The organism is Salinicoccus jeotgali (assembly GCF_039538805.1).
Taxonomy (GTDB): Bacteria; Bacillota; Bacilli; order Staphylococcales; family Salinicoccaceae; genus Salinicoccus; species Salinicoccus jeotgali.
In genome coordinates, this window is the sequence record NZ_BAABCK010000017.1 from 62,090 (window position 1) to 76,100 (window position 14,011).

The following is a 14,011-nucleotide window of genomic DNA, read 5'->3' on the forward strand; positions in this document are numbered from 1 at the left end:
TTTTTATAATGGAACATAATCATAGTGATAACCAAAGTATCCTGGTCCCACTGTTTCTATTCCTTTTTCGGTTTTCCATTTATCATCCGCTGGCAATCCTAAAACAAAGCATCTCATACCAAACCTTAGCTTTTCTGTCGTTATCGGTTTTCCAGTTTCTAGATCTAACACAATTATCAAATCCGGAGTCACACACCTAGGCACTCCATCAATTAAGCAAATCAAATTCTCATTCTGAAATTCTATATGACATTCGGATTTATAATCCTCATTCAATCCTGTCAAATTAACCGTACCTTTTACGAAACCGCTGTCTGTTCTTCGCTCAACATCATGTATTTTACCTTGGAATAAAATAGTTCCATTAAGGAATTTCTCAAGCTCGACTATAGGCTGCTTATATTCTAGAAGTATTTCACCTACTCTAATCGACATGGAAACGGTATTTATAATAGCGTATTTACTTAACTCATCTTTACTAAGAAGATATACGCCATTTAAAACAGACCCCCCCATTACATCCGTCAAACTACGGGTGATTTTTTCTGTCCAGTCTCCCCTTTTCGTATTTAAGATAGCGGTATTACCCTTCTCATCTGCAAATACAGCTGGCGTATTGTGAATACCATTTAAATTAAATGTATCCATCTGCATTTCAGGAAATGCGCGTCCCATAGCATCTGCATCGACAAGCGGCACATTATTAATCGCGGCGAATATTATGGGAATTATGGAGTTGACGCCCCCCGCTTCAATTGGCATTATAGCGTCTATTTTATTATCGCTACACTTAACAAACTCCTCGTATAATAATGTAAAAGATTCAAAACTGGGGATTTTTTCTATTAACACTGTCGGGGCACCCACCATGGCGAATGTGGCAACTTTAGCATCTGAGTCCAATTCCTCAACCTCTATCATTTTCACTTTCCCATACTTTTCGATAGCTTGTTGCGCCATAAGTTTACCAAGGTAAGGGTCGCCTCCTCCCCCCGTCCCTAGCAGGGAAGCTCCAAGTGCTAGTTTATTAATATCTTCTTCGTCCAGATACTTCATTTGTTCACCTCTAGAGTAAAATCTTTCATCAACCATTTACTCGCGATCAGCTGCAATAGGAATGCCACCAAAAAAGCATCCATTGCCGGAGCGTTAGTCAAATTGATCAATTCCAGGCCAAGAGGGCTGGCTGACGTAGCAAATGCAACAAATATAGCTATTGCCCAAATGATAAGACTATATGGGTTAACTTTTTTGATATTATTCACCAGAGCAAAATCATAGGCTTTATGTCGCATAATATAATCTGCTGCATAAATACCGCCTACCGGTGGTATCATTATGCTGAGTATGTTCAGAAATGTAATGAAGTTTGTATAGATTCCAGTAATAGCAAAAGTAGTACCGACCACACCTGCAACTATAGTAATAATATATTTCGGGACTTTTTTGAATACCACTGAAAAACCTAATGCAGAAGAATAGAGGTTAGTATTGTTAGTAGTCCACTGGGCAAGGATTAAAACAAGCATCCCTCCGGTTCCCCAACCAATCCCAATCATTATGGCGACAACATCTACTTCTGTAGTTGCCTTAGCCAAAAGTACTGCTATCATCAAAACTATAGAGTATCCAACAAAATAACCGAGTAGCGAAGAGATTATTGTATCCTTGGTACCTTTCGCATATCTTGAAAAGTCAGGTGCAATGATGGCCCCAACAGCCAAAGAACCTATGACCAAGGATATTCCTGTGCCTATTGTGATCGATTCTGTTGCTAAGGCTGCATTGTTTAATTCTGATAAAGAGTAGTTTCTCAAGACAATTACTGTCGAACCAACGAGAAGTATTCCAAGAAGTGGAACAGCTACTATACTCAATTTTTCTATTGCTTTATATCCAATCATTGATGTTACCGTCATCATAGCTCCGCCGATGACCATCAATAAAGTACGATTAATTTCAATACCAAATACAGAGTTGATAACATTAAGTAGACTTGAACCAAAAAGATCAAGTTGTACCCCAAACCAACCAAATAATGAAATAGCAATAACAATTGAAACAAGATATGCACCGTATCGTCCCATAGCAAAGGAAGATATCATTGATGTTGATAAACCAGTTTTGTTCCCTGGGATTCCACATATTATATTCAAGATTGCGAGGAGGAAAGTGCCCACGAAAGATACTACTACTGCTTGTGATAAGCTCATTCCACTACCAAGTGCCCCACCAAGTGCTGTTGCTGACAATGCGATGATGCCAGCAATCCATACCATTGTTAGATGAAACCATCCTTTTCTCTCAGATTCTGGCACTGGACTTATCTCATAGTCTTCAATTAAACGTTTCCCCTCACTGGCTCCATTTCCTACAAAAGTTTCATCTTTTACAACACCTGTCCCTGTATTCATACTATTCCTCCTCCAGCATATTCATCATAGCAAGATTGAATAAATTTTTTGCATGTACGATTTCTTTCTCAATCCTTGAATCCGAATAAATTATACTACCCCAAAACAATCCATTTCCTATTAGCATATATGTTTCCAATAAATCTTTAATTGCGGTCTCATCTTTGCAAGTGTATTCATCTTTTATATTTCTGTACAATTTTTCAGTTAGCCATTGATTATATTGTTTCAAGTACTGTTCGACTTCCATTTTGAAATCTGTATTGTTGCTTTCCATTAATCTTAGGTACACTGCCGTCTCGTTCTGATTACCTCTATGGTGCCTCACTATTTTTTCTAATAAAGTTTCGAAACGTACCTTTAGTTCCTCATTCTCATATTTAAAGTACTCGTCTGTCATCGCCTTAAAATGTCCTGAAAGTACTTTAAGAAGCACATTGTTCACTAAATCCTCCTTGTTCTTGAAGAAGTAGTAAATTGAAGCTGATTTAATATTTGATGCTTCGGCTATCTTTTTCATTGTAGTTCCTTCATACCCGTGAATGGCAAGTTGCTGGAGAGCAGAATTAATGATGTTTTCCTTTGTCATATTTCACCTACCTATCGATTAGTAGGTAATATAACACGAATGTTATGAAAAGTATATGTTTTCTGACAACTATATTTTACTTTTTAAAATTCATGGCATAAATATTTATCAATCTATATTTTCATTTCATCATCAATTTATCGGACTTTTATAAACAACTGCTATTTATTCACCTGATATCAAAATTGCTTGTTCTACCAATCCCTTTCATCCTCTCTCTTTGGCTCAACATTTTTATGATATCTTTCTATCTCTGCATATAATTTCATCCAACTTTCACCCTACTTTCATAGCGCCTAAAAATCCCTATATTTTTAGGAAAACGCTTACCTTAATAATCTCCCAAACCCCTTGCCAGCCGTGGGTTCAGCGGATTAGATTTCTGTTTATTAGGACTAATAGCAAAAGAGTTGTAATATGCCATCATTATCTAGTATTATGAATCGGTGCTACTCAAGTGGCATACAAAAGGAGGGTTAATATGATAGGTCTTAAAAAATTGGGGAAAATGAATTTCGAGAAGATGCGGTTATTCATGTCACCGGTCTTCACAGTGCAGACGTTGTTGAACATCGCTGCTGTGATCATCGGTTCGTTCCTTTTTTCTGTAGGCGTCAACGCCTTCATGATTTCGGGCAACCTGGGGGAAGGTGGCGTCACGGGCCTGGCCATCATACTCCTGTATGCATTTGACATTTCTCCGGCCATTTCGACTTTGGTACTGAACGGCATCCTGCTTCTGGTGGGCTTCAGATACCTTTCAAGACGGGCGATGTACTACACGATATTCGCAGTCATCATGATGTCGTTCTTCCTCGGGCTGACTGAGCCGATCACACTTCAGACGGATGAAGTGATGCTGAACGTCATCTTCGGCGGCCTGTTCATCGGGATGGGGAACGGCCTCGTCATACGGATCGGCGCGACGACGGCGGGGTCTGCGATACTGGGCCGGATCGCCCACAAATATCTGGATGTAAAGATCGCAAATGCCGTCCTCGCATTTGACCTCGTAGTCATCCTGCTCAGCTTGACGGTCCTGCCGGTCGAAAAAGTACTGTTGACCATCGTGGCCATGTATATCGCGGTTAAGGTGATGGACTTCATCATAGAAGGAATGAATCCTAAAAAGGCCATCACCATCATCTCCAAGCATCCCGAAATGCTCGGCAGGCTGATCAACAGTGAAATCGGCCGCGGCGTGACGATGATGAGCGGTAAAGGGTTCTATGCCCGCGAGGAGAACGATATCCTCTACGTCGTCATCAATAAAAACAAACTGACCCGCCTCAAACGCCTCATCAAGAAGTATGATGAAGATGCATTTGTCGTGGTCAATGATGTCAACAGCGTCCTCGGCAGCTCATTCGTATAAGAATAATAAGTGAAGAATAGATGCAGCACCCCTAGTGAAAATCTGGGGGTGCTATTTTTTATACAACTTTTTTGGGATCGATTGCAAGACAGAATGGGTATAGTGGTTTAACACCCATCATCCAATGGAGGTGAGATATATGACAACACCAGTATTGATCGTCGGTGCGGGGCCGACGGGGCTTGCGCTCGCCGTCGGTCTCGAGAAGCACAATGTGCCCTTCCGCATCATCGAACAAAACGCATCTTCCGGCACGACTTCCAGGGCGATCGCCGTCCATGCACGGACGCTCGAATTCTACCGGCAGTTCGGCTTGGCTGAGCGATTGCGAGACGCAGGCATCGTGGAAGATGCCGTTCATATCCATAAAGATAAAAAGGAGGTGGGCCGCATCCCGCTAGGAGAAATGGGCCGGGGTATCACGCCCTACCCTTATTTGTTGAGTCTGGCCCAAGATGTCCATGAGTCGATCCTGGTTGAATACTTGGAGTCAAAAGGGATCGACATCGAATGGCAGAGCAGTCTGGTGTCGTTCAAAGATAAAGGCGATCATGTCAAAGCGATCATCGACAGCTGTGGGGAGCGATCGGCTTCAACTTTCCAGTATGTATGCGGCGCTGATGGCGCCCACAGCACGGTACGCCACCAACTTGGACTGGACTTCCCGGGCGGGACGTACAGCCAGATGTTCTTCGTTGCGGATGTTGAGAACACGCAGTCGTTCAAAGGGATGTCAGCAGGCTTCCAGGGCAGCGAATTCAACCTTGCCGTCAACATTCGTACAAGTGGCACAGTCCGTCTGATCGGTGTCATCCCGTCCTACCTCATGAATCCAGACCCACCGGAAACCTTTACTCCACTTATCCCGCATGTCGAAAGCGTGCTGCCTGTCAAAGTGGGGACCATCAACTGGTACTCATCCTACAAAGTCCATCACCGCGTGGCGGAATCGTTCAAGGTGGGTCGTGCCTTCATTTTGGGCGATGCCGCACATATCCATAGTCCAGCAGGTGGCCAAGGTATGAATACAGGAATCGGGGACGCCTTCAATCTGGCATGGAAACTGACCTTCACCGTGCAGGGCCGGATGGATGCTGCCGTCCTCGATAGTTACGAGCCGGAACGGATGGCCTTCGCACGGAAGCTCGTTGCAACGACGGATAAGGTTTTCAAGGAAGCAGTCAACCGAAAACGGTTCCGCAACATCATCATGCCCTATGTTCTTCCGCAACTGATGCGTTTCGCCGCAGTGCGCCGGATGCTTTTTAAGATCATTTCCCAAACTAGGATCCATTATCGTGACAGCCCATTGAGCACCAGCAGAAGCGGAAGTATCCAAGGCGGTGATCGGCTCCCGTGGATTAGGCTCGCGGACGGTGATAACTTCAGCCCGCTTGCGAGCGTGGACTGGCAGCTGCACGTCTACGGACGCCTGAACGCCAAAGTTAAAGCGCTGTCCGATCGCTCCGGTCTACCGCTTCACCACACGCCGTGGACGAAAGAGATGAAGCAAAAAGGTATCCGCAAAATGCCGCCCTATTGATTCGTCCGGATGGGCATGTGGCAGTGGCTGCGACGATTGATGACCTCGACAGTATTGAAGACTATATCGCACGGTTCGGACTGAAGATGGCTTAGAAGAAAAGAGGCAGGATGCTGGTATGCCTTCCTCTTTGAAACTTTGATTATTGGCATGTACTCCATAGCCTGTACCTGGACTATAATGCCCCACTCATAAAGTGCCATTCCAAATACGATACACTCTAAACGCCACCATTCATACTTATTACTGGCGGCGCTGCAGAGCGGCAAACAATCAAATGGCTCATTTTCGTGTATAATGTCTGTACAGTCCGGCCAATCATAAAGGAGGAAAGTTTAATGAAAGAACAGAACCTACCGGGTATCGGAAAGAAATATTCATTGATCTCCAGTGAAGGGCTTGAAATTTATCTGATCCTGCATCTCAATGGAAAAAGAGAATTCTATATTTTGGAGAATGACAGGAAGGTCAACTATAATTTTTCGCTCACCCCAAATGAAGCGATGGATGTCGCCATGAAGATGATGGATGTAAACAAAGACACGGTGGTGCAGGAAGACTTTGAACGATTCCGCCTGATACGTAAACAAATGATGGTGGATTGGTTGAAGGTCAATTCCGGCTCCATCATTGCAGGCCTCACAATTGAAAAAGCAGAACATCATGTCCCTGACGGGGTATCCATCGTCGGAGTAAGCCGTAACAATGATATTACGCCAAAACCGCAGCAGGATTTTGTGATAGAAAAAGAGGATATATTGCTCGTCATCGGAGAATATGATCCTATCGAGGCTTTTGAAGATGCTTGTAAAGTGAGGCAGTAGACATGGATATCTTTACCGTATCCGAACTGTTTTTAACAGGACTGCTGCTGATGGTGCTGTTCGTCGGTGGATTTGCCGCACATAAGTTCAAAATTCCCGACGTCATCATATTTTTATTTTCGGGCCTTGCCCTCGGTCTTTTCATGCAGCATTCGGATTTGATGGAATTTGCCGCTGAAGTGGGGATTGTCATGCTGTTTTTTATGCTCGGCATGGAATTTCCCATTCAACAGTTGAGATATCTTGCCATGAAAATCTACAAGCCCGGCCTGATCGACCTGGCTTTATCTTTCGGGGTTTCCACTGCCATTGCACTGCTGTTCGGCCTCGATCTACCGAGCGCGTTGCTGGTAGGTGGCGTGGCTTATGCCACCAGTTCCTCCATCACTGCAAAATTGCTTGAAAAGAACAACCGCCTGATTAAAAATGACGCCGATTTTCTTCTTGGAGTGCTCATTTTTGAAGATATCATCGCCCCCATCCTGGTCGCGGTCATCGCAAGCATGTATTTGAGCGGCAGCATCTCGCCGACAGAAATGATTTTCGTCTTCGTCAAAATCATTATTTTGATCATTGGCGCACTAGCGATAGGAAAAGTGATATTCAGCAACATGAAAGATTTCATAGATCATTATGTATCAGAGGATTTTTTCATCCTGTTCGTCGTCGGGCTGGGTCTGTTATATGCAGGGCTTGCCCTATCACTCGGGTTGTCTGAAGTGCTTGGAGCATTCCTGGCCGGAATAATGCTTGCAGAATCGCAGCAATCTTCTGTATTGCAGAATCAGATCAGGAATCTACGGGATCTGCTCATGCCCGTCTTCTTCATTTACTTTGGTACAACGATAGATATCTTGAATGGCATACCAATGCTCGGACTGTTACTCGTCCTCCTGACTTGGTCGATTGCATCCAAAGTAGTTGTCGGTATATATGGTGGCCGACAATACGGATTGAACCGTGAAGAAGCATTGCGTGCAGGCCTGTCCTTCACCCAGCGCGGAGAGTTTTCGATCATCATCGCTGCTTTGGCGACAAGTGATCTGAAAACATTCAGCGGTATTTTCATACTCTTTTCCGCTCTGATTGGAGTCATCATGTTCCAGAATGCCACAAAATGGGCAAAACGGATTGTTGGACCAACCAAATTAAATTCATAATAGACGAAACAAAGGACAGACCTAAAAAGGCCTGTCCTTTGTTGTAGATGGAAATATGCTATTCTGCGAACATCCGCATCACGCCGCTTGCCACCGCAAGATCAAAATATCCTGCACCGACGCATTTATACAATGTAATTTCCGCATCCGACTCCCTTAAATAAGGGGCATCAAAATAATCCACAAGCGAACCTTGGATGTCATCCCATCCGATCACACCCTGCTCTACAGCATACATCAGTTCACCCGCCTCTTCTTTTATGGCCTCGATGTCGTCGACGTAGATTTTATCAGCCCGCTGGATTGTTTCATTATCCATCTCACGCATTGAAGACTTGAATGACCCCACTCCATTGATATGAACGCCCGGCTTTAGGCTTCTCCCCTCAAACACCGGTTCAGTCGACTGTGTCGCACAGTTGATGATATCGGCTTTTTCGATGACTTCTGATACATGGGCCGCCACTTCAAATTCTGCCTTAACACCTGCTGACTTCAGTTGTTCTGCGAAATGGTGCGCTTTTTCCTCTGTCCTGTTGAAGAGTACGATCTTTTTGATGTCGCGCACCTCAACCACACCGATGACCTGTTCGAACCCCATATTTCCGGTGCCGATGACACCGAGCACTTCAGCATCCTTACGCGCGAGCTTATCGGTTGCGATGGCGCTCATCGCACCTGTCCTCAGGCGCGTGAGATAGGATGCATCCATCGTCGCTTTATGTTGGCCATCCGATAAATCCGTCACAAGGACGTTCCCTTGCGTTGTCGGCAGGCTGGCATTGGTCGGGAAGATGGACACTGTCTTTATGATGGAAGTCTTCGATGCCCGGCTGATGCATGGCATGTAAAGCATTGAACTGTCTTCATCGACCGGCAGCACAGTCCGGACCGACTGGAGAATGCCGTCATCCCTTAAATCCTGCAGCACGTGTTTAACATCTTCGATCGCATGTTTCATCAAATATTCTTTCTGGATCTGTTCATCAGTAAGTGTAATCATAATAAGCTCCTTCTATACTTTTGCTTTTGCCGCCTGGTCCTGTGCGTATTCGAGATCCTGCGCCTGGACGCCTTTTATCGCCCATACTGCTGTTATTGATACGATTGCGGTAAATATGATATAGAGTGATACAGGTACACTCGAACCGTTGAATTCATTCATCAGGAACTGGGCGATCAATGGGGCAGATCCACCTGCCAACGCAGCTCCGATCTGGTAACCGATCGTAACGCCTGTATACCGTACTTCCCTACTGAATGCTTCAGAGAACATCGTGCCGAGCACTGCAGTGATCGGTGGCCAGATTACGGTCAGGCCAATCAATGTTGCGATGATGACAAGTATCGGTTCATGCGTATTGACGATCAGGAAATACGGGAACGCATAGACCAACATGGCAAACGAACCGATTAAAAACATCTTACGGCGCCCCACTTTATCAGACAAAGCTCCCATGATCGGGATCATGATCGTCGTCAGGAATGCGGCGATGACGATTGAAATCATCATGAATTCAAATGATACATCAAGCTGGCTGGTCCCATATCCAACGATGAACGTCGTGAATATATAGAAGGGCCCCGTTTCAACGAACTTTGCACATGAGGTGATCAGCACTTCTTTTGGATGACGCTTGAATGTTTCGATTAAAGGTACTTTCTGCACGGATTGGGTTTTCTTCGCTTCCTGGAAAGCAGGCGTCTCGTCCAGATCCTTACGAATCCACAAGCCGAATCCAACCAGCAGCAAGCTCAACACAAACGGCACACGCCAGCCCCACGTTTCAAAAGCTTCCGGCGATAACAGCCCTGTCAATATGAAGAAGCTCGTGTATGCCAGCACCAGACCAATTGTGATACCCATCTGGGGCACACTGCCGAAAAAGCCACGCTGCTCCTTCGGCGCATACTCTGTAGCAAGCAGTAGTGCACCGCCCCACTCTCCGCCTATACCGAGACCTTGGATGAGTCTGAGGACCATCAGTAAGATCGGTGCCATAAGACCGATCTGTCCATATGTAGGCAATAGGCCAATCAGGGCCGTTGCGATTCCCATCATGCTTAACGTAATGATGAGTGTCTTCTTACGCCCCACCCTGTCTCCAATATGGCCGAATATGACACCACCGAACGGACGGATGAAGAATGACAGTGCCAGTCCAAAGTAGGCAAGCATCGTCGAGACGACCGGATCATCGGTTACAAAGAACTGGTTGTTGAAGACGATTGTCGCGACTGCCGCATACAGAAAGAAGTCGAACCATTCGATCGAGGATCCGACCAGACTCGCGACCAGCACCTTCCTCCTTAATTTTTTATCCATTTCCATACCTCTTTTCCACTAAATTTTACATCAGTTATTACCTTATCATAATATTCTTTAAATTCCCACATCTATTAAATACTCCGGATATTTTACTGTAAGGGGTAATGGTCTAGTATTACTTTTAACTATTTTTCGATAGTCCCATACCTTGTGCATTCTTTACTATGTCAAGAAACTGTTTGGTAAAACCACCTGAATAAACAAAAAAGTCGGTAGACAGATACCCTACGGCCTCTGTTACCGACAACACTTAAATTTTTAGGATTTTTCCGATTACGTCACACGAAAATTGAAATTAATATTATAGAGAATATAAACACTTATCCTGAAAAGAACAATACCTATGAGGGATAAAGATACTAATCCACCAAAGAAGAATAATTTGTGGCAAGTGTTTTTTATGTATAAAATATTAATAGAAGATACAATATGGAATCCATAAGAAAGTGTAGAATATTTAAATCTCAATCCTTTAAATCATCACTAGATGGAAACCTCTTATTCAAAAATTTTGTGAAATAAAACTGAATGATAATAACAATAAATAAAGTAATGATGAATTTCACAAAATCATCCATTATTTCAGGAACAAAGAATAATACACACGTATATATAATAGGTAACGCCAAATTTAACCAAGCTTTCTTATTTTCATTCGTCATAAAGTATATCCTTTCGCTTTCTTATGTTATAGAGTTGTTGATATATACCTTCGCAAAATTGGAACAAAGGCATTTTTCTATTTTGCTCAAACCATCCACGAGAAATAATTTCTCATCAACATTAAAAAAGGAGTATTCTATGCTTTTCATATTGAGACTCATCTTTGCAGGTATCACTGCTACATTTTCTTTGTGGGTACTAATCACCGATAACAATCAATTGATGCCGTGGGCCTTTATAGCTATGGCCATGCTATTCCTGACAATCGCAATTGATGACTACATAAAAGGATACAAGAAAACAAGCATCTTATTTCTTGCTGCCTTTGTATATATTATATTTACTTCTATTTATATCTTTTAGTAAGAGCGTAAAATATCTTGTGTAAATGAATAGATGGAAAAAGAACCCTTTATTTTAAAATCAAGCTGTCAATTCCAATCCCAAAAATATAAAACACATCAAAATGGATGTTCCTCTTCATTCGATAGTTCAACAAAAAAAGGATATATTATAGCTGCTAGAGGTATTACGCCTAAAATAGCGAATAAGGCGATATAGGAAGGTCCAAAGAAAAGATTACCTAACAAAATTAAAAAAATCACTATAGGCATAATTAGGGTGCTTCTTTTTCTCATCTGTGCTGTGAGGTACTGTTTCTCCCCACAATATGGACAAATCATTCCACCGATTAATATAAACGACCGCTTAAAGGTCTGCTTCCAACTCCATTTACTACCACAATTTTGGCAAGTCGGCATCGTTGTCTCCTCCCTTCCGCTCATTTCTAACCGCTTCCATTATTCACTTTAACTAAAATCCTTTTGACAATCAATTCCTGGAATAATATAATTATACGAATTAACAAATGGCGCTCCAGACGCTTCACATCAATGAAATGAGGAAATTACATGCTGTCTCTGCTCGGCTCGGCCGTAAACGTACTGGCCATCATCACCGGAAGCTTCATCGGACTGTTTTGGCGCAACATCAACGAGAATATGAAAACTACCATCATCCAGGGGCTATCCATTACAGTCATCGTCCTGGGTATGGATATGGCCATGGAAAGCAAACGCCTCATCATTGTCGTAATCAGTATAGCGTTCGGCGCCATGCTTGGGGAAAAATGGCAGATTGAAGAAAAGATGAACCACTTCGGCGTCTGGCTTGAAACGAAAACCGGGGCGAAGGAAGGCGGTGTGGCAGCAGCATTCGTCACAGCGACACTCGTCTATGTCGTCGGTGCGGTGGGCATCGTTGGTGCTTTGGACAGTGGTCTGCGTGGAGATCATACGTTGCTGTTCACCAAATCACTTATAGACGGTATATTCTCCATCTTCCTCACTTCGACACTCGGCATCGGCATCATATTTTCTGCCCTACCGGTGTTTTTGTTCCAAGGATCCATCACTCTGTTTGCGGCACAGATCGACCGCTTCATTCCGCCTGAAATGATGGCGCAGTTCATCGCCCAGATAACCGGGGTCGGTGGCATCATGATCATCGCAATCGGCATCAGGCTGCTCGGTATCGTCAACATCCGTGTGGCCAATATGCTGCCGGCCATCCCGATCATCATGCTGCTCGTCTTCATCCTATACTAATGTTAATACTAAAAGGAGCCATCTAAAATATTAGATGGCGCCTTTTGATTGTGTCATTCCTAACGCGATCCAGCAGTGGCCTGATCGTCTGCTTTCGCAATGCCGATGCCGGTCTTGGCATTGATCATTGCGAATACGACACATAAGTAGCAGGGAATTGCCCAGATCCAATAATCTGCGACACTCACGCCGAGAATCTCCCAGTAGTAGATGCCGGAGACGCCCCACGGTACGAATGGCAGCAGCATGGTTCCCGAGTCTTCCAGCGTCCGCGACAGGTTTTTGGCATGCAGCCCCTGCTTGGCATACGCATCCTGCAGGAGCACACCCACCATGATAATGGAGATCGAAGCGACACCGGCTGTGAATACAATGATTGCACTGCCGAGTATCGTCACACCCACCAGCTGCCATGTGGAGTGGATGAGGCGTGAAAAACTCTCGAGGATCTTATCCAGGCAGCCTGCCGCCTCAACGATGCCGGCGAAAGCATACCCACAAAAGATCGTCACTACAATCGTCGTCATGGAAAATATTCCGCCGCGCGCAATCAGCGTCGTCGCGTTTTCGGACAAAGCTGCCGCATCGAAGCCTGATGCTTTTATCATGTCAGTACTGAAGCCGTTCGCCATCGCAGTAAACCCATCGACGAGTGCGAAGCCGTTGGAGAACATCCCGATGAAGACCGCTACCAGCGACGACAAAAGCATCATCGGCACAACAGGTTTTTGGGTGAAAGCCCCCCATAAAATGATGATGAACGGAATGAGCATGAACAGGTTCCAATTGTAGACCATATCCAACTCACCCAGTAATCCTTGCACATTGTCGGCAGACGGTGAACCATACTCCGTATTGACCCCTACGAAGAACCACACGGTGAGCCCGACGATTGATGCCGGTACCGTCGTCCAGAGCATATGCTTGATGTGATCAAAGAGGTTAACTTCGACGACAAGGGGCGCAAGATTGGTCGTATCCGACAGCGGGGATAGTTTATCGCCAAATACACCACCGGAGATGACCGCACCTGCGGCCATGGCCAAGGAGACATCCAATTCAGCCGCAATCCCCATCAGAGCGACACCTGCAGTCGCTGTGGATCCCCAGGCCGTACCGGTGGCGACGGATACTACCGCCACAATGACGAAGGCCGTGACAAGAAAATAGGTCGGATTGATCATCTGCAGACCGTAGTAGATCATCATCGGCACTGTGCCGGCGTAGATCCAAGTGCCAATGATGATGCCGACAGAAAACAAAATGAATATTGCCGGCATCGCCGTTTTGAGCCGGAGGATGATGCCCTCTTCCATCTCCCTCCACGACAATCCGACACGCAGCGCGATGAGTGCTGCATAGGCTGCTGCAACCAGCAGCAACGGCTGGATCGGGATGCCGAAGTAGCCGAATCCGACTCCGACGACCAAACCTAAAATTATAAAACATGATATGGATTCGAAAAATGTTGGTGCACGCTTCATATATCCTGCTCCTTTATCTGTTG

The 14,011-nt window shown here is 44.7% G+C and carries 12 protein-coding genes; 5 read left to right on the forward strand and 7 right to left on the reverse strand.

Annotation, left to right across the window (positions count from 1 at the left end; genetic code table 11):
* Window positions 1–3: 3 nt before the first annotated feature.
* The 3 genes from ABD734_RS04315 to ABD734_RS04325 are packed head-to-tail and all read right to left on the reverse strand — an operon-like array spanning window position 4 to window position 3,003.
* The gene (locus ABD734_RS04315) at window positions 4–1,056 is read right to left on the reverse strand and encodes an S-methyl thiohydantoin desulfurase family protein (protein ID WP_344701756.1); all 1,053 of its coding nucleotides are present in this window, start codon (window positions 1,054–1,056) and stop codon (window positions 4–6) included.
* The gene (locus ABD734_RS04320; protein ID WP_344701758.1) at window positions 1,053–2,414 is read right to left on the reverse strand and encodes a purine-cytosine permease family protein; all 1,362 of its coding nucleotides are present in this window, start codon (window positions 2,412–2,414) and stop codon (window positions 1,053–1,055) included. Before ABD734_RS04320 ends, ABD734_RS04315 begins: the two co-directional genes overlap by 4 nt.
* A 1-nt stretch (window position 2,415) precedes the next feature.
* Window positions 2,416–3,003, reverse strand: a complete 588-nt coding sequence (locus tag ABD734_RS04325) for a TetR/AcrR family transcriptional regulator (protein ID WP_344701759.1) — start codon at window positions 3,001–3,003, stop codon at window positions 2,416–2,418.
* A 523-nt stretch (window positions 3,004–3,526) separates the two neighbouring features.
* Here ABD734_RS04325 and ABD734_RS04330 point away from each other — a divergent pair.
* From ABD734_RS04330 to ABD734_RS04350, 4 genes are all read left to right on the forward strand, one after another.
* Window positions 3,527–4,378: a YitT family protein gene (locus tag ABD734_RS04330; protein ID WP_425568296.1), complete on the forward strand. Its 852-nt coding sequence runs from the start codon at window positions 3,527–3,529 to the stop codon at window positions 4,376–4,378.
* 139 nt (window positions 4,379–4,517) lie between these two features.
* The gene (locus ABD734_RS04335) at window positions 4,518–5,921 is read left to right on the forward strand and encodes an FAD-dependent oxidoreductase (protein ID WP_344701763.1); all 1,404 of its coding nucleotides are present in this window, start codon (window positions 4,518–4,520) and stop codon (window positions 5,919–5,921) included.
* Between the two features lie 338 nt (window positions 5,922–6,259).
* On the forward strand, window positions 6,260–6,745 hold the full coding sequence (locus ABD734_RS04345) for a cation:proton antiporter regulatory subunit (protein ID WP_344701767.1): 486 nt from the start codon (window positions 6,260–6,262) through the stop codon (window positions 6,743–6,745).
* A 2-nt stretch (window positions 6,746–6,747) separates the two neighbouring features.
* The gene (locus ABD734_RS04350) at window positions 6,748–7,905 is read left to right on the forward strand and encodes a cation:proton antiporter (protein ID WP_344701769.1); all 1,158 of its coding nucleotides are present in this window, start codon (window positions 6,748–6,750) and stop codon (window positions 7,903–7,905) included.
* Window positions 7,906–7,963: 58 nt separating this feature from the next.
* Here the strand turns inward: ABD734_RS04350 and ABD734_RS04355 are convergent, their stop codons facing one another.
* The 3 genes from ABD734_RS04355 to ABD734_RS04365 all read right to left on the reverse strand — a co-directional run bounded on the left by ABD734_RS04355 (window position 7,964) and on the right by ABD734_RS04365 (window position 11,682).
* Window positions 7,964–8,908, reverse strand: a complete 945-nt coding sequence (locus tag ABD734_RS04355) for an ornithine cyclodeaminase family protein (RefSeq protein WP_344701771.1) — start codon at window positions 8,906–8,908, stop codon at window positions 7,964–7,966.
* A 12-nt stretch (window positions 8,909–8,920) separates the two neighbouring features.
* On the reverse strand, window positions 8,921–10,231 hold the full coding sequence (locus tag ABD734_RS04360; RefSeq protein WP_344701773.1) for an MFS transporter: 1,311 nt from the start codon (window positions 10,229–10,231) through the stop codon (window positions 8,921–8,923).
* A gap of 1,127 nt (window positions 10,232–11,358) precedes the next feature.
* Entirely contained in the window at window positions 11,359–11,682 is a 324-nt protein-coding gene (locus ABD734_RS04365; protein ID WP_344701775.1) for a TIGR04104 family putative zinc finger protein, read from the reverse strand.
* A 126-nt stretch (window positions 11,683–11,808) separates the two neighbouring features.
* Here ABD734_RS04365 and ABD734_RS04370 point away from each other — a divergent pair, with 126 nt between their 5' ends.
* Complete coding sequence (locus tag ABD734_RS04370) at window positions 11,809–12,504, forward strand: DUF554 domain-containing protein (RefSeq protein ID WP_344701777.1); 696 nt, start codon at window positions 11,809–11,811, stop codon at window positions 12,502–12,504.
* A gap of 59 nt (window positions 12,505–12,563) precedes the next feature.
* Here the strand turns inward: ABD734_RS04370 and nhaC are convergent, their stop codons facing one another.
* The gene (nhaC, locus tag ABD734_RS04375) at window positions 12,564–13,988 is read right to left on the reverse strand and encodes a Na+/H+ antiporter NhaC (RefSeq protein ID WP_344701779.1); all 1,425 of its coding nucleotides are present in this window, start codon (window positions 13,986–13,988) and stop codon (window positions 12,564–12,566) included.
* Window positions 13,989–14,011 lie beyond the last annotated feature (23 nt).